18 protein-coding genes are annotated in these 20,865 nt (G+C 38.9%); 16 read left to right on the top strand and 2 right to left on the bottom strand.

The window, feature by feature from the left end:
* Positions 1 to 565 precede the first annotated feature (565 nt).
* The 12 genes from BLR54_RS11790 (at position 566) to BLR54_RS11740 (ending at position 11,710) form a co-directional block, all read left to right on the top strand.
* Positions 566 to 1,006 (top strand): VanZ family protein, encoded by a 441-nt coding sequence (locus BLR54_RS11790; RefSeq protein WP_143008441.1) that lies wholly within the window; start codon positions 566 to 568, stop codon positions 1,004 to 1,006.
* 95 nt (positions 1,007 to 1,101) lie between these two features.
* Complete coding sequence (gene arcC / locus BLR54_RS11785) at positions 1,102 to 2,034, top strand: carbamate kinase (RefSeq protein WP_090421329.1); 933 nt, start codon at positions 1,102 to 1,104, stop codon at positions 2,032 to 2,034.
* A 73-nt stretch (positions 2,035 to 2,107) separates the two neighbouring features.
* Entirely contained in the window at positions 2,108 to 3,718 is a 1,611-nt protein-coding gene (locus BLR54_RS11780; protein ID WP_090421326.1) for a DUF4234 domain-containing protein, read from the top strand.
* A 264-nt stretch (positions 3,719 to 3,982) separates the two neighbouring features.
* The gene (locus BLR54_RS11775; protein ID WP_090421325.1) at positions 3,983 to 4,195 is read left to right on the top strand and encodes a FeoA family protein; all 213 of its coding nucleotides are present in this window, start codon (positions 3,983 to 3,985) and stop codon (positions 4,193 to 4,195) included.
* A 50-nt stretch (positions 4,196 to 4,245) separates the two neighbouring features.
* Positions 4,246 to 4,464, top strand: a complete 219-nt coding sequence (locus BLR54_RS11770; RefSeq protein ID WP_090421323.1) for a FeoA family protein — start codon at positions 4,246 to 4,248, stop codon at positions 4,462 to 4,464.
* Between the two features lie 20 nt (positions 4,465 to 4,484).
* Positions 4,485 to 6,860 (top strand): ferrous iron transporter B, encoded by a 2,376-nt coding sequence (feoB, locus tag BLR54_RS11765; RefSeq protein WP_090421321.1) that lies wholly within the window; start codon positions 4,485 to 4,487, stop codon positions 6,858 to 6,860.
* Between the two features lie 109 nt (positions 6,861 to 6,969).
* Positions 6,970 to 7,107: a FeoB-associated Cys-rich membrane protein gene (locus tag BLR54_RS11760; protein WP_090421319.1), complete on the top strand. Its 138-nt coding sequence runs from the start codon at positions 6,970 to 6,972 to the stop codon at positions 7,105 to 7,107.
* Positions 7,108 to 7,278: 171 nt separating this feature from the next.
* Positions 7,279 to 8,337, top strand: a complete 1,059-nt coding sequence (locus BLR54_RS11755) for a glycosyltransferase family 2 protein (protein ID WP_176761940.1) — start codon at positions 7,279 to 7,281, stop codon at positions 8,335 to 8,337.
* 195 nt (positions 8,338 to 8,532) lie between these two features.
* Positions 8,533 to 8,670, top strand: a complete 138-nt coding sequence (locus tag BLR54_RS15005) for a hypothetical protein (RefSeq protein WP_176761939.1) — start codon at positions 8,533 to 8,535, stop codon at positions 8,668 to 8,670.
* Between the two features lie 77 nt (positions 8,671 to 8,747).
* On the top strand, positions 8,748 to 9,575 hold the full coding sequence (locus BLR54_RS11750) for a DUF4422 domain-containing protein (protein WP_207645285.1): 828 nt from the start codon (positions 8,748 to 8,750) through the stop codon (positions 9,573 to 9,575).
* A 57-nt stretch (positions 9,576 to 9,632) separates the two neighbouring features.
* Entirely contained in the window at positions 9,633 to 10,448 is an 816-nt protein-coding gene (locus BLR54_RS11745) for a metallophosphoesterase (protein WP_090421313.1), read from the top strand.
* A gap of 23 nt (positions 10,449 to 10,471) precedes the next feature.
* Positions 10,472 to 11,710, top strand: a complete 1,239-nt coding sequence (locus BLR54_RS11740; RefSeq protein WP_090421310.1) for a nucleotide sugar dehydrogenase — start codon at positions 10,472 to 10,474, stop codon at positions 11,708 to 11,710.
* Positions 11,711 to 11,760: 50 nt separating this feature from the next.
* On the opposite strand, the gene BLR54_RS11735 is transcribed toward BLR54_RS11740, so the two are convergent.
* A complete protein-coding gene (locus tag BLR54_RS11735) occupies positions 11,761 to 12,372 on the bottom strand; it encodes a hypothetical protein (protein ID WP_090421308.1) in 612 nt (203 codons plus the stop codon).
* Positions 12,369 to 12,716: a hypothetical protein gene (locus BLR54_RS11730; protein ID WP_090421306.1), complete on the bottom strand. Its 348-nt coding sequence runs from the start codon at positions 12,714 to 12,716 to the stop codon at positions 12,369 to 12,371. The genes BLR54_RS11735 and BLR54_RS11730 overlap by 4 nt, the downstream gene beginning before the upstream one ends.
* Before the next feature lie 636 nt (positions 12,717 to 13,352).
* Here BLR54_RS11730 and BLR54_RS11725 point away from each other — a divergent pair.
* The 4 genes from BLR54_RS11725 to BLR54_RS11710 all read left to right on the top strand — a co-directional run bounded on the left by BLR54_RS11725 (position 13,353) and on the right by BLR54_RS11710 (position 20,865).
* The gene (locus BLR54_RS11725; protein WP_090421304.1) at positions 13,353 to 16,043 is read left to right on the top strand and encodes a hypothetical protein; all 2,691 of its coding nucleotides are present in this window, start codon (positions 13,353 to 13,355) and stop codon (positions 16,041 to 16,043) included.
* Between the two features lie 179 nt (positions 16,044 to 16,222).
* Complete coding sequence (locus BLR54_RS11720) at positions 16,223 to 18,397, top strand: hypothetical protein (protein WP_090421302.1); 2,175 nt, start codon at positions 16,223 to 16,225, stop codon at positions 18,395 to 18,397.
* 270 nt (positions 18,398 to 18,667) lie between these two features.
* Positions 18,668 to 19,870 (top strand): glycosyltransferase family 4 protein, encoded by a 1,203-nt coding sequence (locus BLR54_RS11715; protein ID WP_090421301.1) that lies wholly within the window; start codon positions 18,668 to 18,670, stop codon positions 19,868 to 19,870.
* 2 nt (positions 19,871 to 19,872) lie between these two features.
* The gene (locus BLR54_RS11710; RefSeq protein ID WP_090421299.1) at positions 19,873 to 20,865 is read left to right on the top strand and encodes an acyltransferase family protein; all 993 of its coding nucleotides are present in this window, start codon (positions 19,873 to 19,875) and stop codon (positions 20,863 to 20,865) included.

Raw genomic sequence — 20,865 nt, 5'->3', positions numbered from 1 at the left:
GTTGCACTTTGAAGCTGCTGTATGTATAGCGCAGACACTTGTGGCCTACAATACTACTCCCCATCAGGGTATATAACTATCAGTTGCTTCCATGCTCCATTTGCTAAGTAAAATTAAAAAAAGCAGGTTTTGTATGTATAGTCACCGTGGCACATTCAACATCGTGTCTCAAGTGACCACTGCAGCCGCCGTCCTAGCGGCTGCTGCCTATCCATGCAAAACCTGCTTTTTATTTTACTAAGCGCATTCCAAATTCCAGCAACTGATAGTTATATACCCTGATGGGGAGTAGTACTTAAAGCGATGTGTGTCTGCGCAATACATACTGTAGTGCACAAAGTGCAATGAATATAAAAGACACCTACAATAAAGAAAGCGCAGTGTAGCATTTAGAAAATACAAATTCATAGACTTTGCAAGAAACAGAGGACTGAGCCGGGCGGGGCCGAGGCAGGGGATATGTAGGCTTCTTGTGGAGCAGGGGTGTCAGCCGCAAGTATTGGTGGGGCAGGGAATTGTGAGCTTTGTGTTAAAAAATAGACGAAGATATGGTAGAATATCAGCTATGAAAAAAAGAAAAGTTATTTTAGGTATTTTAATCGTGGCCTGGGTTGCGTTTATCTGGGGCCATAGTATGCAGACAGCTACGGTGTCTGATGGAGAAAGTGGAGTGTTCTTGGAGTTTTTCTCGAAGTTTCTTCCATTTTTGGCAAACAATGACGATGGTATGTTTATCGTTAGAAAGGCAGCACATTTTACAGAGTACGCGGTGCTTGGAGTGCTTATGGGTGCCCAGTTTAGTATGTTTGCGGCTGGTAAGCTTAGAAAGTTTATTGAGCCTGCAGTGGCAGCCCTTATGGTATCCTTTGTGGATGAGACAATTCAGCTTTTTGTAGAGGGAAGATCAGGTCAGGTTTCTGACATGTGGATTGATTTTGCAGGAGCGTCACTTGGTGTCATAATAGCACTGATTATGGTCTACAAAGGACATCGAAAAAGACAATAATTCACAGCGGTTGATATAGTGTTACCATGTCTGTTATGATAGAATAGTTATGTGTTTACTTTTAATGGTTTTTGGCAATGAAAGCGAGGCATCAAATGAGCAAAAAGAGAATTGTTATTGCGCTGGGACATGATGCACTGGGTACTACAGTTTTGGAGCAGTGGAATGCTACAAAGCGTACAGCAGTTGCGGTTGCAGAGTTTATTCAGCAAGACTATCAGGTGGTTATCACTCACAGTAATGGTCCACAGGTTGGTATGATTCACACAGCACTTTCAGAGTTCTATCAGAATCATCCAGACTACACTCCAACTCCAATGTCAGTGTGTTCAGCCATGAGCCAGGGCTATATCGGTTACGATTTGCAGCAGGCTATTCGATCTGAGCTTGTAGGAAGAGGTATTTATAAGCCAGTTTCTACAATTCTTACTCAGGTTACAGTAGACCCATATGATGAGGCTTTCTACAAGCCAACAAAAATCATTGGAAGAATTATGACAGCTGAAGAAGCTGAGGCTGAAGAGGCCAAGGGAAATCATACTGTTCAGGTTGAGGGTGGCTATCGCAGAATTGTTGCGGCACCTAAGCCAATGGAAATAGTTGAAATCGACGGAATTCGTGCTTTATGCGAGGCAGACCAGGTGGTTATCGCTTGTGGTGGCGGTGGTATTCCAGTGCTTACCCAGGATAACAAGCTTAAGGGAGCTTCAGCGGTAGTTGAAAAGGACACAGCAGCAGGACTTCTTGCATCAGAGCTTGATGCAGATATGCTGGTTATTCTTACATCTGTTTCAAAGGTGTGCAAAAACTTTGGTAAGGATAACGAAGAGGCACTTGATTATATTTCAGTGTCTGACGCAAAGAAGATGCTTGAGGCTGGAGAGTTCGGAGCAACAGATATGGCACCAAAGATTCAGGCTGCTATCGATTATATTGGCGATTCAGCAATCCGTAAGGTTTTGATTACAAAGCTTTCCGATGCAGGTAATGCGGTCGGCGGTCAGACGGGGACAATGATTGGAAAGTAAATGTATGAATTCTTCAGGTGAAAACCTAAGGAATGCGTAAATGCATTTATAGATTTTTTAAGGAGGAAATGTTATGTTTTGCACTAAGTGCGGAAAAGAGATTAACCCAGGCGCAAAGTTTTGTCCAGCTTGTGGTAATCCAGTAGAGACAAACTCTACACCAAACGAACAGACACCAGTAGATGAGACAAAAAATAATACATTTGAACAGGCAAAATCAGACGTAACTGAAGCCTTTGCAGAGGCTGATACAGTTGTTTCTGCAGTTGCTGATCAGGTTGTTAATGTAGCTAATGAGGCAGTAGAGCAGGTTGAGAAGGCAGTTGATGGAGCTGCAAAGCAGGTTCAGGAAACTGTTGAAGAGAAGAGAGCTGAGAGAGCAGAGCAGGCTGCACAGCAGACAGCTCAGACACAGCAGATAGCTCAGGCACAGCAGACAGCTCAGACACAGCAGACAACTCAGGCTCAGCAGAATACACAGTACCAGCAGAATACACAGTATCAGCAGGCACCACAGCAGAGCCAGCCACGTATGAATGATCAGACAGTTGTTACATCTTCATTTGCTCAGACAATCAAGATTTTTGCAGCGGTAGCAGGCGTTATCCTTGCATGGGGCTTCTTAAGAAACTTCATCGGAAACGGACTTTATTCGCTTATTAGATTACCATTTACAATGATTACTTCTTACTACTACTCTTCACCAGTAAGCGTAATCTTTGGTAGTGTTCTTTCAATCCTTCAGGGATTAGTATTCGGTGTAATGGCAATCATTTGCTATTTCATGTTTAAGGACTTCAAGGAAGAGCAGCAGAAAGATTATGCTCAGACACTTCTTGTAGGTGGTGTTGTAGCAGCAATTATCGCAGTTATCAGATTCATCAGACTTATCATTGTTAGCTGGGATTACTGGTCATACTACGGATTCACTTTCGGTGAAATCTTCTGGTTCTTCAAGACTATCTTCTTTGCAGCTCTTGGAATCGTTGGTCTTCTTGTTATTTGCCTTATCTTTGGTAAGAAGTTTGAGCTTGTTACTCCAGGCGGAAACTTCGTAGAGGAAGCAAAGGCTGCATTCAAGAACATCTTCAACAAGACTTCAGAAGAAGTTGGTGTTCTTTCTGAGAAGATTGATCAGAAGCAGGCTGAGAGAGAAGTTGCAACAGGTGTTGCATCAAATCCTCTTCCAACAAACTATAGCTTACTTAAGTTTATCTTACTTGGAATGGTTACATGTGGTATTTACATTTACTATACAATCCACTGTGTAGCTAGAGATACAAACAAGACATGTGCTGGTGATGGAAAGAAGACAAGAGGTCTTATCCTTCTTATTATCTTCTCTATGCTTACATGTGGTATCTATGCATGGGTATACTACTACATGCTCGGTAACAGAATGAATGAGAATGCTAAGAGATATGGCATTGACATGCAGGAGAATGGTACAACAATCCTTCTTTGGATGCTCTTCGGTGCACTCCTTTGCGGTATTGGACCTTACATTGCATGGCACATCATCCTTAAGAATACAAATGCTCTTAACCAGGCATACAACAATCGTAACTTCGGTGGCCCACAGGGACCACAGGGTGGCGCAACACAGGCAGCACCTCAGCAGCCTGCTTACCAGCCAGAGTATCCTGGATATACAGTAGCAGATCCAACAAACAATCAGCAGTAATCCAAAGTCATAACTGACTGGGTGCACCATAAGATTCGTTTGTGGCATCAATAATTGAAATTACAGAAGACTAAGTTGAGAAATCGACTTAGTCTTCTTTTTTGTCTTTGTAGAAAAATTGTTTAGGAGGCGGGAGAGAAAGAAATTGAGAAAAATTTTCAACAAACTTAGATTAGGCTATTGAAACTTTAGTAAGTTGATGATATATTATATGTGCGTTAGAGGATGCTAACGCGAATTATATAATATTAATCGAGGTTAGAAATGATGCCATTAGTTGTAGCGCCAGCAGGCGAAGAACAAATGATAAAAAGAATCGGTGGTAATGAAGAGGTTAAGAGACATCTTCAGGAATTGGGATTTGTGCCAGGTGGATATGTAACCGTGGTAAACGAGATTGGAGGCAATCTAATCGTAAATGTAAAGGATTCAAGGGTGGCTGTAGATAAGCAGTTAGCTCAGAAGATTATGGTCTAAGTGGTTACTTTGAAAAGTAGCTATGGATATATAGAAAAGGAGAAAATGAGATGACTTTAAGAGATGTTCAGGTTGGACAGAGTGCCAAGGTTACAAAGATTTCTGGCGAAGGCGCGGTTAAGCGTAGAATTATGGATATGGGTATTACAAAGGGTGTTGAGGTTTACGTTCGTAAAATTGCCCCACTTGGTGATCCAGTAGAAATTACAGTTAGAGGATATGAGCTCTCAGTACGTAAGGCTGACGCTGAGATGATTATTTGTGAATAAACATTAGGAGGATAATAGAAGTGGGAATTAGAATTGCATTAGCAGGTAACCCAAACTGCGGTAAAACAACATTGTTCAATGCTCTTACAGGCTCTAATCAGTTCGTAGGTAACTGGCCAGGTGTTACTGTAGAGTATAAGGAAGGAAAGTATAAGGGAAACAAGGAGGTTACAATCGTTGACCTTCCTGGTATTTATTCCCTTTCGCCATACACTCTTGAGGAGGTAGTTTCTCGTAACTACCTTATTGATGAGAAGCCTGAGGCAATCATCAATGTTATCGATGGTACAAACCTTGAGAGAAACCTTTATCTTACAACTCAGGTAGTAGAGCTTGGTATTCCAGTTGTTATCGCTATCAACATGATGGATGTTGTTGAGAAGAATGGTGACAAGATTAATACAAAGAAGCTTTCAGAGGAAATTGGCGTTCCTGTCATCGAGATTTCCGCTCTTAAGAACAGAGGTCTTAAGGAAATTGTGGACGCTGCGGTAAAGGCAGGGAAGGAAGCAAATGCTCAGTCTCCAAAGCACAGATTTAATGGCTCAGTAGAGCATGCACTTGCTCACATTGAGGAGCTTTGCTTACACAATATTAATGATGAGAATGTCCAGAGATGGTATTCAATCAAGTTGTTTGAGCGCGACGAAAAGATTCAGGAGAAGCTTGGTCTTTCATCAGACGTGATTCAGCACATTGAAAATGATATTGCTTCTTGTGAGAAGGAGCTTGATGATGATGCAGAGTCAATCATCACAGGCGAGAGATACAACTACATCGGCACAATCATCGATGGTTGTGTAAAGAAGGCAAAGAAGGGTATGACAACCTCTGATAAGATTGATCAGGTGGTTACCAACAGATTCCTTGCACTTCCTATCTTTGCAGTTGTTATGTTCCTTGTTTATTATGTTTCGGTTACAACCATTGGTGGTTGGGCTACAGATTGGGCAAATGATGGTGTGTTCGGTGATGGCTGGCATCTATTTGCTATTGGTTCTGCAGACTACAATGATGCTGCCGATGAGTTTACTGCAAATCAGCTTATTGTAGATGGTTATGATTTATATGTTGAGGAAAATGAATCAGAGCCTACGGGTGATTTTGAGTATCCTGTAGAGGATGAGGAAACAGCAGCAGTTGAATATGAGACAGCTAGCTTAGAGGATTATGCAGAAGCTAAGGCTTATGTGGAATCAAATGAGGAGCCAGACCCAGCAGAATATGGTGTATGGATTCCTGGTATTCCTGTGTTTGTAGAAGCAGGTCTTGATGCAATCGGATGTAACGATGTTGTTAAGGGACTTATCCTTGATGGTATTGTTGCAGGTGTTGGTGCAGTACTTGGTTTCGTACCACAGATTCTTGTACTCTTCATCTTCCTTGCCTTCCTTGAGGCATGTGGTTACATGGCAAGAGTTGCATTTATCATGGACCGTATCTTCAGAAAGTTTGGTCTTTCTGGTAAGTCATTTATTCCAATGCTTATTGGTACAGGTTGTGGTATCCCAGGTATCATGGCTTCACGTACAATTGAAAATGATAGAGACCGTAAGATGACAATTATGACAACCACATTTATTCCATGTGGTGCCAAGCTTCCATTTATCGCAATGGTTGCAGGTGCAATTTTCGGAGGAGCTGCTTGGGTTGCACCATCAGCATACTTCCTTGGAATTTTTGCTATTATTGTTTCAGGTATTATGCTTAAGAAGACAAAGCTTTTCGCTGGTGATCCAGCACCTTTCGTTATGGAGCTCCCAGCATATCATTGGCCAACCCTCGGCAATGTTCTCCGCAGCATGTGGGAGCGTGGCTGGTCTTTCATTAAGAAAGCAGGAACTATCATCCTCCTTTCAACAATCGTAGTATGGTTCTGTACTTTCTTCGGATTTGTAGACGGAGCATTCACAATGCTCGAGGAAGACCAGATTGATTGTTCTATCCTTGCAGGAATTGGTAAGGCACTTGCTTGGATTTTCATTCCTCTTGGCTTTGGCGATTGGGAGGCAACAGTTGCTTCAATCACAGGTCTTGTTGCTAAGGAAAATATTGTTGGAACACTTGCTATTATCTACGGTGCATCTGGAGATGTTTACGAGACAATGCGTGCAGCATTTACAAATGCATCAGGTTTTGCATTCCTTGCATTCAACCTTCTTTGTGCTCCTTGTTTTGCTGCTATGGGTGCAATCAAGCGTGAGATGAACAATACAAAGTGGTTCTGGACTGCAATCGGATATCAGTGTGGATTTGCATGGGTAATCGGACTTATTGTATATCAGGTTGGTTCACTTATTCTTGCTGGCCAGTTTGGAATTGGAACTATCTTTGGCTTTGCAGCAATCGCGGTATTGGTGTATGGTTTGGTAAGAAAAGACAAGTATAACAACTAATATATGCTGGTTACAGCTACAAGCCTGAGAGTCTCTCAGTTCTGCTATAGAAAGCATCACTTGAGAGACCTCAGAGCTTGATGCTTACCAGCCAATAACGAGGTGTAATATGGGTACAGTAATAGTAGTTTTAATACTCGTATGTATAGTGGGAGCGATAGTTCGCTCTATGATAAAAAATAAAAAGAACGGTGGCGGCTGCGGTGGCGACTGTGGCGGCTGCGGTGGAAGTTGCGGATGCCATTAGCAGGCAATTTGCATGGGCCCAGCTTTCCCGTAATAGGCAATTGCTTCACGACCCCTAGAGAATTTCTCTAGGGGTTTTTGTGGTTATAATTATAGTTTTAGTAGGGTTGTGAATGTCGTCAGTCTTTGGTAATATGGGGGTATGAGTGAAGGAATTAAATTTTCTATAATAATGCCGACTTATGGAGTTGGTGATTATATTGGGGATGCGCTGGGGGGCATGGCAACACAGACTTATGACAATTTTGAAGTCATAGTTGTGGATGATTGTTCACCAGATAAATCAGGGGAAATAGCTAAGAGCTATATGCATAGAGACGATAGATTTTTCTACATTAGACATGAGGAAAATCGGGGAGTTTCTGCGGCAAGAAATACAGGCATAGAACATGCCACAGGAGACTACATACTGTTCTTGGATCCTGACGATTTGTATGAACGAAATCTTCTTCGTGTTTGTGCAGCAGCCTTGGAGCGAAATCCAGTAGATGTTTTGGTGTATAGCTTCACCGAGGATTATCGTAATTACGAATCAGGTAAAATGGAATACACCAAGGTAATCAATTTGGAAAAGCTGGATTTTGATGATGATATGCTCACCACAAATGATCCGGTTATCATCCACAAGCTGGTTATGCAGATGGAAGAAATCACCATGTTGGGTTATCCTTGGAACAAGTGCTACAAGGCCAGTCTGTTAAAGGATAATAATCTTCGTTATCAGAAGATTAGACATGTTGAGGATATTCTTTTCAACTGTGATGTGTTTGATTATGTGAATTCCCTCACCATCCTAAATGATGTACTGTATCATTATCGCAATCAGGGCCAGACCAGACTGACTGGTGGTGAGATTGATGATTATTTTGAGTTGCAAAAGACTCGTGTTAAGAGGATTTTTGAACAGCAGCAAAAATGGAAGACCTGCGATTTTGAGGCTCTTGGAATTCTTTCAAAGGAATACTTCAGAAGCTTTCAGTCGGCGATGGTTCGTCAGCTGGAGGCAGGTGCCAAGACAGATGAGATTCTAAAGTGGTGTAAGACTGAGTCAGAGACTGAAGTTTTCAACGAGCTGAAAAAATATCTTCCAGATGATTCGAAGACAATAAAACTTTTATATAGACCACTTACGGAAGGCATGTTTGGAACAGCCTTGCGAAGGGCGCGTCTCATGGAATACACAAAACATTATTTCCCTGGCGTATTCAATAGAGCAAAACAGTTACGATGAATAATTACGCTGGTTACGGTCACAATCACTTATACACTTTTTCTCATCGTTTTCACTATACTCTCGAAAAAGAGTATAAATAATTGTGACCTACCAGCTTATATTGAGAGTGTATCGCTCTATGCCTTTCGGGGATAATATTGCTTTTGCTATACGAAAGGGATATAATGAATAACGTGAGAAGGAGGGTTTACTATGACTGAAGGCGGTTTTTTAATTTTCTTTTTTGCATTAATTTTGTTAGTTGTCATTGTTGCAGTTATTGCAGTGGTGTCTGCGGTTTCAGGTGCTGCGGCAGCAATTGTAGACGAAGAAGACGGCGAAGAGGAATAGTTTTATCCTCATTATTACGATTACCTGAGGCGTCTATATTTCAGATATAGACGTCTCTTTTTATGGGAGACTTGAGCTTGAATATAAAAATTTTTGTAGCTGCGCATAAGCCTTGCCAGCTGCCAGATGTGTCTTGCTACGAGCCAATTCAGGTTGGCGCAAAGGGCAAAGATTCAATTACATATGAGCAGCTTGGAATCAAGGGGCGTGAGGGTGCAATAATTCGTGATGATGCCGGAGAGAACATCTCTGAGAAAAATCCATTTTATTGCGAGCTTACAGCAACATATTATATTTGGAAAAATGTTAGTGCAGATGTGGTTGGTTTGTGCCACTACAGACGCTTTTTCGCTAATAAAAAAAGCCTTGGTACTGAAGAAGAACCTTTCAAGAATGTTCTTTCGGAAGAAGAAATCACTAAACTGATGACTGATGCCGATGTGGTGGTGCCAAAGCGCAATAAATATTTTATTGAGACATTGTACAGTCATTATGCGCACACCTTGGATGGTATGCATTTGGACGTGGCAAGAGAGGTTATGGCTCAGGTGTATCCTGAGGATCTTAAATATATGGATGCCATTCTCTCTCGCACAAATGGTAGTATGTACAATATGTGCATTATGAAAAAAGATATATTTGATGCCTACAGCCAGTGGCTTTTTGATTTGCTGGCTGGTGTAGAGGAAAGAGTGGATGTTACAGGGCTCACTGCTTTCCAGGCAAGACTGTTTGGCCGTGTTAGCGAAATCCTTATGAATGTGTGGATCCTTAAGATTCAATCAGAGGGCAAGGTTGTTGCTGAGGCCAATGCGGCTTATTCAGAAAAGATTAATTGGTTCAAAAAGGGCTGGTGGTTCCTTGAGGCCAAATTCTTTGGCAAGAAATACACAAAGAGTGCATAATTTGATGTTATACTACGTGTGTAGCCATTAAAAGTAATAGTAAAGGTTATACCATTGATGAGACGGAAAATAGTTTTAAGGGTAATTTTATATGCATTTTTGTTGCTGGCTCTATATGTAGCATTTGAGTTCTTCAGTCCATTGGTTACCACCAATTACGATTTGAGTTTCAGCACATTGCCAGAGCAATTTGATGGTTATAAGATTGTTCAGATATCTGATTTTCATTGTAAGGAATTTGGTTACAATGAGGACGCTTTTATTAAAGAGGTTAAGCAGGCAAATCCTGACTTGATACTTTTTACTGGCGATATTGTGGATGAGGAGCACCCAATTGATAACGCAAGGTTAATTATTGAAGGCCTTAGAGATGTGGCTCCAATGTACTATGTGACTGGTAATCACGAGTATTACGACGGAGCACCATATGATGCTTTCAAGGATTTGTGCGTGGATAATGATGTAAAGATTCTTGATAATGAGACAGTAGATATCGAAAAAAATGGAGCAGTAATAAAGCTTTCTGGATTGGATTACATGGATTCCACCAGAGGAATTAAAGAGGATTTGGGATATGCAGACAGCAAGTATTTCAATATCCTGATGTATCACGATGCAGCCAAGTTTGTATATTTATCAGAGTTTGGATATGACCTGGTGTTCACAGGACACATCCACGGAGGCTTGGTTAGAATCCCATTTGTGGGAGGTCTGTTTGCTTCGGATTATACCTTCTTCCCTAATTTTGATAAAGGAATCTTTAAGGATAAAAGATCTGTCATGGTTGAAAGCGCTGGTTTAGGCGACGCCAGAGTTCCTCGTTGGAACAATCCAAGAGAAATTGTGGTGGTGAAGCTCCATGTAGAGAGATAAATAATTCAAAGAGGTGTAGAATAATGAAAATTGCAGTAGCAGGTACAGGATATGTGGGACTTTCAATTGCTACATTGTTAGCTCAGCATAATGAGGTTCATGCTGTTGATGTAATTCCTGAAAAGGTGGAAAAGATTAATAAAAAAATATCTCCAATTCAGGATGAATATATTGAGAAATATCTTGCAGAGAAGGAGCTTAATTTAGTTGCTACTCTTGATGGAGAAGAGGCATATAAGGATGCGGAGTTTGTAGTTATTGCAGCTCCAACAAACTACGATTCTCAGACACAGTACTTTGACACATCAGCTGTCGAGGCTGTAATTGAATTGGTAATGAAGACTAATCCTAATGCGATTATGGTTATTAAGTCTACCATTCCTGTTGGATATACAAAGTCAGTTAGAGAAAAGTTTGGAACAGATAACATTCTTTTCAGCCCAGAGTTCCTTCGCGAGAGCAAGGCTTTATATGATAACTTATATCCTTCTAGAATCATTGTGGGAACGGATCTTGAGGATGAGAGATTGGTAAAGGCTGCACATACCTTTGCAGGTCTTCTTCAAGAAGGTGCTATCAAAGAGGATATTGATACCCTTTACATGGGATTTACAGAGGCTGAAGCTGTTAAGCTTTTTGCCAATACATATCTTGCTCTTAGAGTTTCTTATTTTAATGAGCTTGACACATATGCAGAGCTTAAGGGGCTTGATACACAGCAGATTATCAATGGTGTTTGTTTGGATCCTAGAATTGGAAATCACTACAACAATCCTTCTTTTGGTTATGGTGGATACTGCTTGCCAAAGGATACAAAGCAGCTTCTAGCAAACTACAAAGATGTTCCACAGGATATGATGTCTGCAATTGTTGAGAGTAACCGTACTCGTAAGGATTTCATTGCCGATAGAGTTCTTAAGAAGGCTGGTTACTACGGATATTCAGAGGGTAACACATGGAGCGCTGAAAACGAAAAGCAAGTTACTGTAGGTGTTTATCGTCTTACTATGAAGTCGAACTCTGATAATTTCCGTCAAAGCTCTATTCAGGGTATCATGAAGAGAATTAAAGCTAAGGGTGCAACCGTGGTTATTTACGAGCCAACCCTTAATGATGGAGATACTTTCTTCGGTAGCTTAATCGTAAATGACTTGGAAAAGTTTAAATCTATGAGCGACAGCATCATTGCAAACCGATATGATGCATGCCTTGATGATGTAGCTGATAAGGTTTATACAAGAGATATTTTTAAGAGAGATTAAAAAATATATAAGAATGCAAAAACAGTGTGGAGTCCCACACTGTTTTTTGATTATGCCACACATCTAATTTCTACATGACCACTAAAATCAATGTTGACCGTGTGCTCATCAACAATATTAATTGTTACATTTACATTCATATCGATGTTTACTGATGGTTGAGACGCTGGTGTATCTGGTTTGTCTGGTTCCTCAGACTGGCCAGGGTCAACTTCAGTACCAGGATTGTCAGGCTCGCTTGGATCATCTTCTGGGATTTGAATTTGCTCAACCATGTCCTTGGCTACCTGGATTTTTAATAAATCGTTATCAAGGTTCTTAAGGATTTTCTGTGATGTTGTTAAATCACTTTTTGCTTGCTCGTATTCACTATTTATATAAGCTTCGTCCTCAGCAGAAATGTATTGACGAAATGCATATTCTACAAAGTCATTTTCTTTTGTGTCATAAATATTATTATAGTTTTTGTATTGGTCTTCACACAAATAATATAACGATATATATTCTCTTATTTCAGAATCATAATAATCTTGTATTTTGCGATATGCTCTGGAAGTTGGGGAAGATTCATATGCAATTCTTTCTTCACGGACTTTTTCGGAGTATTTTTCAATATACTCACCATAATCGATTCGTTTATTGCTTGGAACATATTCATTCATATATGTTCCAACTCAGTTTCAAAATCATTATCCTCGTCGTCATCAACAATCTGACTTGTGGCAAGTGAACTTGTAGCAACTGGATTTGAAACAACATTTGAGGTGCTAATCATGTCACTAGATAAACTGTTAGTAGTGATTGTAGAATCACTAGCCGTGTCAACTGTTTGAACAGAAACGTCACCCAGCGTTCTATGTTCTGCCAAACCGTAGGTAGCATAGTGTTTGTAATATGAAGCATAATCTGCACCAAAAGCTTCATTTAGATCAGGATAGGAATCCTTGTAGCGATTAACATCGAATTCTCCATTAATGTTTCGACCTTCATTAATTCCGAATGTCATGAAATGCTCGAATAATTTGTCTTCATCATTTCCGTAAACCTTCGCAACATCTGGATAGGATGTAGCATATCAGTCTGCATCAAAGAGAGAATGTAGAACATCCTCTCATGCTTCGTTGTCAGTTGTCACAGGGGCCGCACATACCGATGTGGAACTGACAATGAAAGCGCTTGTTATAGTTGCGCTAACAAGCATAAATTGTTTGATTTTTTCATAATTAATTACCTCCACCTATTATTATTCGCAACAATTCCAGTATTACTCTTTTTAAAGCATATGTCTATATGTGTTGTCTGAAAATTTATTTTTGTTACACAGGTGAGGCATATCTCATTGTGAACCCGCTTTTTTTATATTTTTAGTCAATGTTAAATATTATTTTTATACTAATAATGAAGGATTTATTGTAATTAAATATGGATTAGAATATAATCTCTATATCCGGTTAATTTAGGCATTGTGGCAAATAAGACAGATTGGAGGAAACGTATCCGGATAGTATTTTTGTTAATGATTTCGGAAGAGAATCGTATTTATTCATTAATGGGAAGAGGTTAGTTGTTGGTAGATAGAACAACAAAGGGGAGATTGTTCTATTAAATCAATACAATTTATATTAAGAGAAAGGAATATGTTATGAAAAAGCAAGATGTTAACAAATTAGTATTGGGGCTCGGAATTGGTTTAGGAATTGCAACTTCACCAATGGTTGTTAGCGCAAATGAATTACAAACAGAGACAACCGGAGAGGCAAATCCTGAGGCTTCAAAAAAACAGGCTACAGTGATGGAGGACACAGTAGCTGAAAACAGAACAGATGATAACACAGTAGTTGAAAACAAAACAGAAGATAATACAGTAGCAGAGAGCAAGGCTGCTGACAATACAGAAGTTAAAAACACAAAAGCAGAGTCAGGTTCAGCTGTTGATGCATTGAAGAAAGATATTGCTGATTATGAAAAGGCAGATGCAGCAGCTAGACAGGCTAATGCTGATTACATTGAGACTGCTGGAACAGTTAAGGGATTAGTGGCTGAAGATGCAAAGGATATGGGGACCTATGCAAAAGAAGCTGAAGAGAAAAAGAAAGATTTAGACTCATTGTCATCGGAGAATGAGGGTGGTAATAAGATTTTAGATGAGGCTGATGCAATCGACTCTCTCAACAATACTGCAACACAGGCTGATGAAAAGTCTACTGAAGTTGATGGAAAAGTAGAAGTAGTAGAGAATGCTTACAACAATGCAAAAGCAAAGGTTGAGGCAGCTGAGGATACTCTCAATAACATTAAGGAATCAAATGGTCTTAATGAAGGACAGGAACTTAGTGGTAACGCAAAAAAAGCTTTAGATGAAGCTGATGAAAAAATTGCTGATGCTGAGAAGCTTTTAAATGCAGCTGATACCGTTGATATGTACAAGGACGGAACAAATGCATTAGAACAGGCTGAAAAGAATTTAGAAGATGCTCAGACAAAAGATGACCAAGCTAAGGCTGAGGTTAATAGACTTGCTGGAGAGTTAGACGCTGAAAAGACAGCACAAATCGAGCAGTCTAAAAATGAATTAGATAAGGCTAAGGCTGAAAAGACAGATGCAGATGCCGAGTACAAGAGAACATCCTATGACTATGAAGTAGCAAAGACTTATAGCGCTGTTGATTTAGATAATGCAATCAATGCAGCTCAGGACATAGTAGATGAAGTTAATCTTGATAACGATAATGTTGAAAAAATGAAGCGTGATCTTCCTATGTATGAGACTGCTGCAGATGATGCTAAAAAGAAATATGATGAGGCAGTTGAAAAGTACGGCGAAGATTCTGAAGAAGCTCATATGGCAAATTCAGCTTACGTTGACGCATATATGGAGTATGAACAGTACTCAGATTCAATTAACGAGTATGAATACGAGATTCGCTGCAAAATACGTGATCATCAGCCACAATATGATGAATATTTCGAAGCTGTAAAATACAAGGATTTGCAGGAAAATGGTGAAACAAAGCTTGCTGACCTTAAAAATAAGCAAGCTATTTGTGATCATAATGTTTCAACTGCACAAGAAAAGTATGATAAGATTTCTTCACCAGAGGGAGATTGCTTAGACTATATCTCAAATGAGTACGTTCAAGCTAGATCTGCTGTTAATGAAGCAGAGGATGAGCTTAATACTACTATTGATGATTATGAAACAGCAAAAACTACAGATACAGCTTCATTAGATAAAGATATTGAAGAATATAATAATGAATTAAAGGCTATTAGTCAGGGTAGAGCAGAGTTGAGTGAGATGGAAGTTCAGTTGAAGGCTTACGAGACTGCAATGAATGATGCTAAGACTGCTTATGATGATGCAGTTACTGCACATGGCGAGGAATCAGAGCAGGCAAAGGCAGCGTCAGAAAAGTATCAGACAGCTGAAGATGACTATTGCTGCTACTTAAATGACTATAATATTTGTGAGTATGACATAATCCTTAGAGAAAGAGAATTATGTTACTACGAAGATAATTATAATCACGCAATCCGCTTCAAGAATCTTAAGGAATCAGGCGAAACAATAATTGAAGATCTTAAGGTGAAGAAAACAGATTGTGAAAACAAGTTAACTGAGACAGAAGAGAACTATAGAAGAATAGCTAATCTATCATGGTCTTATGATTCAGCTAAGAAAACTGCTGAAACCACAGCTGATGCTCTTGCAGATGCAAAATTATATAGAGACAATTGCAAGAATAAAGCAAATTTAGATGATAAAGCTTATAAAGAGGCTAAAGAATTATTAGATAATTCGGATCTTAAAATTGATTGGAACGATAAGAATCTTAACCTTCATAATCTAGCACTTACAAAGCTTGAAGCTGCAAGAGCTAACAAAACTGAAGTGGAAGAACTTATTGATGAAATTAAGCACTTTACTGTATATGAGGGTGTTAACGATATTGCTATAAATGGCGTAAGGGAAGAGGCAGCTAAAGTTACTTGCGCATACAATAAAGTTAATAATTCTATGTCATCATCAAAAGATACTTTTGCAAATGATCTTATGACTGCACAGGAAAGCACAAACCTATTACAGGGTGGAAGCTTAGATAGCTTTATAGTATCTATATGGGATTATTCAGCAGATGAAAAGGTTGCAGCTATGGAAGAAAAGGTTCGTTCTTGGAAGGCAGGATTAAGTGAGGATGAAGCAAAGCTTACTACTGTTTTATTCAAGGCATATAAAAACGAGATTAAGTCTCAGTTTGCACCTTTGATGGAAGTATGGAACATTCCATGGGACAAGCTCACTACTGTTGCACAGATTGCAATTGGTGAATAAATAGCGAACTTTTAGTTATGCACGAATATTAGATTAATCAAAATAAGATTTCTATACTGTTATGGTATAGGAATCTTATTTTTGTGTACCGATGAATATATAACACTCTATTGAATAAGTGGTTTATTTTATATTATTATGAGATTGCCACATAAAAATTTAATAGGAGGTCGGGGGTTATGAATGATTTTGGTAGAAAGACGGTAAAAGCGCTACTGTTAGGTGGCGCCATTGTTACTGGATTCGCATTGAATTCTACAGATTCAATGGCAGCAGAGGCTGATGCTGTGAATGACGATTATCAGGCGGCTGACGTTAATGCTGAAGAGCGTAATATGGCTGAAGAAACAATTCAGTCTATGGAGGATGCCGTAGAGGTTATTGAGGGAGATGCAGTAGCTGAGCAGGGATATCTGAATCAGGCTCAAGAAGCTACTGATAATGATAGTATGACTCCGGAAATCGCTGAAGATGTTGAGTCTGGTGGCGCAGCGGTTATGGAGCAGGCGCAGTCTAAAAAAGATACGGTAGATGCAATTTATGAAATTGTTAATACCGAAACAGAGGCTGTAAAGGATAATTTTATTGATGCAGCAGAAGAATATGATTTAGCTGACAAAGCAAAGACTGTTGACGAGGCACAAACCAATCAGCAGAAAATTGATATCGTGAACGAAACAGCTAGTGAGGCTGCTCAAAAGCACGAGGATTTTGTTAACAATCATGGTTTGGATTCAAAAGAACATCAAGATGTTGTTGATGAAATTACTGATTGGGAGGATGTAGTTGCTGAGGCAAAAACAGAGTATGAAAAAGTATCTGGTTATTACGATGAACTAGAAGCTAAGTATCAAGATGTGGCAGAGCGTTACAACAATTATGTGGCAGGAAATGAAGCGTACAAGTCTGAAATAGATAAATTGAATGCAGAGATTGAAACTGCAAACCAGGAACTTCAGACTCTTCACGATGATATTGTTACTAAGGGTACAAACTATGCAGAAGCCATTGCTTCATTAAATGAAGTGTTTGAGGATTTAAAGCAGTCGGAAAAGAAGTTGGAAGAAGCTGCTTCTGGTCTCAAGGAAATGAGCGAAACTGAGAGTATTGAAGATTATAGTTCTGATACTAGCGATTATGATTCTGAATTAAGCAATTATAATCAGGTTAGCCAGTTGCTCAATACAAGAAGCGAGACCGTAGCGACAACAAAGAATGAATATAAAACAGCTAGCGATGCGTATTCTGCCCAGAATACTATAGTAAGTGAAAAAGAAAAGCAGCGTACTGAATTGCAGACGAAATATGATCAGTGGCTGGCTGAAAACACTAGTGATGTAATTGATGAGTATAATAATACATCTCAGGAATTAACAGATACTATTGCAAAGAAGGAAACTGCTGAAAGAAAATACAATCTAAGAAATGGATATCTTGAGTATCTTAATAATAAGAAGACTGAGTTAGAAACTAACATAAGACTTGAGGCAGACAAGTATAGCACTGTTGTTGATGCGGTAAACATATATCTTTACGCATTAAAGTGTAATGAAGCTGCTAATGTATTAGTTGGAAGAGCAGAGGCAGGATTAACAAAGACTTCTGGATATTATGAGGAGCTTAAGGGTATTGTTGCTGGATATAAGGCTGAAAATGATATTCCTACTTTTGGAGAGAAAAATGATGCTATAGCTATTGCTAAAAATGAAATAGATGAAATAGTTACTATTGAAGAAGCTTATGTAGCAAAAGCTGTAGAAGCATCTTCAAGCGAAACTTTAATTCTTTCAGAAGCAGTAGCAATTAATGATGGCGCAAAAGCAAAGCTATCAGAAGCAACATCAAAGAATGTAGATGCTCGCATTAATTATCTTCAGATGAAGGATGAGGTTGAAAAGGTTGTGCAGAAGTACAATGAGTTGGAAAATCTTTCACCAGAAACAAGTGACTATGAGTATCAACCTCAGCAAAGTATTTTGGAAGCAGCCAAGGAAGTTTTAGATAAAGCAGATGAAGGCTTGCAGAAGGTTGCAAATGCTTATAATAATGTTGCTGCAGCTTTAAGTGATTACTTTGCAGATGTTACTCCATATGAAGGCACCTATGAATATACAGAAGGCGAAGGTGAAGAAGAAATGACCCTAAGGGTTGCTTTCGTTGGAAATATTAAGGGTGACAAGAAATACTTAGATATGGGCCTTAGTATTCCAGAACTATTTAATAATATGAGGGCAATATATGGTGATTTCACAATTGATATGTATGATAAAAATGGAAATATGTTAGGCACTGTTGTTAGAAGAATGGATTTTGAAATATCAGAATCTGGTGAAGTAATTGTATATGAAACCTAATTGAAAAACATAATTAGAGGAGAGGCTTCTACGCTTTCGGGCGTAGAAGCCTCTTTTAAATATAGAGTTATTATAGATATTTTAGAACACTCTCCTATGGGAGAAATGTAACATTTATGTCGGAATTGTGAAAAGTTACATAAGATAATAAAATAATACCCACCACTTTTGTACCAAATCGTAATTGTCAACAGACTCGTCCACAGTGTATAATTCGACAAGATGGCTTTTTATGGGCACATCGAGAAAAATGTTTAGGTGGAGTTCGAAATGAAAGTACTTATGGTAAATAAGTTTCTTTATCCTAATGGTGGTTCAGAAACTTATATTTTCAAACTAGGCGAGGCTCTCACAGCTAATGGACACGAGGTTCAATACTTTGGTATGGAGCACGAGGGCAGATGCGTCGGAAACAGAGTTGATGCTTACACATCAGATATGGATTTTCATGATGCAAGCAAGTTCGAGAAGATGACTTATCCTCTTAAGACAATTTATTCAAAAGAAGCGAGACAAAAGATTCGTTTGGTGCTTGATGATTTCGCTCCAGACGTTGTTCATTTGAATAACTTTAATTATCAATTAACACCTTCCATGATTTTGGAAATCGTTAAGTGGAGAAAGCAGACTGGTCACCAGTGCAAAATTGTTTTCACTGCACATGATTATCAGTTGGTTTGTCCAAATCACATGTGTAACAATCCAAACACACGTGAGAATTGTGAGAAGTGTCTCACTGGCAAGTTTATGAATTGTACAAAGGGTAAATGCATTCACGGTAGCACTGCAAAGAGTTTTATCGGTACACTTGAGGCAACTTATTGGAAACTTAAAGGTACATATAAATATATTGATACATTCATCTGTTGTAGTGAGTTCATGAAGAGTAAGCTTGATAGCAATCCTCTTTTTGCTCCAAAGACAGTTGCAGTTCACAACTTTATTCAGGAAATTCCTTGGGTAGAGACTGAGAAGGAAGATTACGTACTTTACTTTGGAAGATATTCAGAAGAAAAGGGAATCAGAACACTTATCGAGGCTGCTAAGAGAATGCCTGAGGTTAACTTCATTTTCGCAGGCAAGGGTCCACTTGAAGATCTTCTCAAGGGTGTTGACAATATTAAAAACGTCGGCTTCCAGAGCGGAGATGATTTAGCGAACCTTATTCGCAAGGCAAAGATGTCTGTATACTCATCTGAATGGTATGAAAATTGCCCATTCTCAGTAATGGAATCTCAGATGTATGGAACACCAGTTATTGGTGCAAACATCGGCGGAATTCCAGAGCTTATAAAGGTTGGCGAAACAGGTCTTCTTTATGAGAGTGGTAATGTTGAGCAGCTTTGTGATGCTATTCATACAATATGGCAGGACGATAACAAGGCAAAGGCAATGCATGATGCGTGCAAGAACCTTAGCTTTGATACTATAGATGAGTATCTTGTTAAGCTTTTGAAATTATATGAGGTGTAATCATGTCGGCAAATACAAAACGTTATGATGCCCTAGATGGAATCAGAGCTTTAGCTTGCGTGGGCATTGTTCTCATACATGTAATGACCAACGGAAAGTTTGGAGTAACAGGCTTTTTCTTTGATAAAATGGTTCCATCATTTGCTAATTTTGTTTTCTTGTTTATGACTGTCAGCGGTTTTGGTATCTGCTGTGGATATTATGAGAGAATCAAGAATAAGCAGATGGATATAGCTGATTTCTACAAGAAACGCTATATGAAAATTTGGCCTTTTTTTGCAGCTCTTTGTTTATTAGATTTTGTGATGTCGCCATCATTAAATTCATTATATGAGGTGTTTGCAAATCTTACATTATGTTTTGGGTTAATTCCTAATGCACATATTAAAGTAATCGGCGTTGGCTGGTTCTTAGGAACTGTATTTGTTTTTTACATCATGTTCCCGTTTATGGTTTTTCTTTTATCAGATAAGAAACGTGCATGGTTTTCATTTATCGTTTCGATTTTGATGAACTATGTGAGTGGAACATATTTTGATACAGATAGAACATCAATTGCTTATTCATTTATGTTTTTTATGGCTGGTGGAATGGTATACATTTACCGTGAACAGCTTGAGAAAATTAAGCATGGAAGTATTCTATTTGCTCTTGCATTATTGGTAGTTACAGTGGTGTATTTTGCTGTATACTCTGGCCCAATAGTGATGTTGGTATTTGGTATCTTTGCTTTGCTTTACGGAATGAGCGTAGGAGAAAAGAATGTATTTAACGCTTCTGCACTACGATTCTTAGGAGGCATAAGCTTTGAGGTATATTTATGTCATATGATTATATTCAGGGTTGTTGAGAAAGCACACTTGCTTAGATTAACCGGTAATGATTATATGAATTATTTTATTTCATTTTGTTTAGTACTAGTGGGAGCAATAATTTTTGCTTTCATTGGTAAAAAAATTATTGATAAGTTAATGGGAATAATAAAGGAGAAATAA

Source organism: Pseudobutyrivibrio sp. YE44 (assembly GCF_900104335.1).
Lineage (GTDB): Bacteria > Bacillota > Clostridia > Lachnospirales > Lachnospiraceae > Pseudobutyrivibrio.
This window is presented reverse-complemented; position numbering and strand designations above follow the sequence as displayed.

Bases quoted from the DNA above. Each gene is read 5' to 3' on its own strand.
- BLR54_RS11790 (WP_143008441.1), top strand. From the start codon at position 566: ATGAAAAAAAGAAAAGTTATTTTAGGTATTTTAATCGTGGCCTGGGTT.
- arcC (WP_090421329.1), top strand. From the start codon at position 1,102: ATGAGCAAAAAGAGAATTGTTATTGCGCTGGGACATGATGCACTGGGT.
- BLR54_RS11780 (WP_090421326.1), top strand. From the start codon at position 2,108: ATGTTTTGCACTAAGTGCGGAAAAGAGATTAACCCAGGCGCAAAGTTT.
- BLR54_RS11775 (WP_090421325.1), top strand. From the start codon at position 3,983: ATGATGCCATTAGTTGTAGCGCCAGCAGGCGAAGAACAAATGATAAAA.
- BLR54_RS11770 (WP_090421323.1), top strand. From the start codon at position 4,246: ATGACTTTAAGAGATGTTCAGGTTGGACAGAGTGCCAAGGTTACAAAG.
- BLR54_RS11760 (WP_090421319.1), top strand. From the start codon at position 6,970: ATGGGTACAGTAATAGTAGTTTTAATACTCGTATGTATAGTGGGAGCG.
- BLR54_RS11755 (WP_176761940.1), top strand. From the start codon at position 7,279: ATGCCGACTTATGGAGTTGGTGATTATATTGGGGATGCGCTGGGGGGC.
- BLR54_RS15005 (WP_176761939.1), top strand. From the start codon at position 8,533: ATGACTGAAGGCGGTTTTTTAATTTTCTTTTTTGCATTAATTTTGTTA.
- BLR54_RS11745 (WP_090421313.1), top strand. From the start codon at position 9,633: ATGAGACGGAAAATAGTTTTAAGGGTAATTTTATATGCATTTTTGTTG.
- BLR54_RS11740 (WP_090421310.1), top strand. From the start codon at position 10,472: ATGAAAATTGCAGTAGCAGGTACAGGATATGTGGGACTTTCAATTGCT.
- BLR54_RS11735 (WP_090421308.1), bottom strand. From the start codon at position 12,372: ATGAATGAATATGTTCCAAGCAATAAACGAATCGATTATGGTGAGTAT.
- BLR54_RS11730 (WP_090421306.1), bottom strand. From the start codon at position 12,716: ATGACATTCGGAATTAATGAAGGTCGAAACATTAATGGAGAATTCGAT.
- BLR54_RS11725 (WP_090421304.1), top strand. From the start codon at position 13,353: ATGAAAAAGCAAGATGTTAACAAATTAGTATTGGGGCTCGGAATTGGT.
- BLR54_RS11720 (WP_090421302.1), top strand. From the start codon at position 16,223: ATGAATGATTTTGGTAGAAAGACGGTAAAAGCGCTACTGTTAGGTGGC.
- BLR54_RS11715 (WP_090421301.1), top strand. From the start codon at position 18,668: ATGAAAGTACTTATGGTAAATAAGTTTCTTTATCCTAATGGTGGTTCA.
- BLR54_RS11710 (WP_090421299.1), top strand. From the start codon at position 19,873: ATGTCGGCAAATACAAAACGTTATGATGCCCTAGATGGAATCAGAGCT.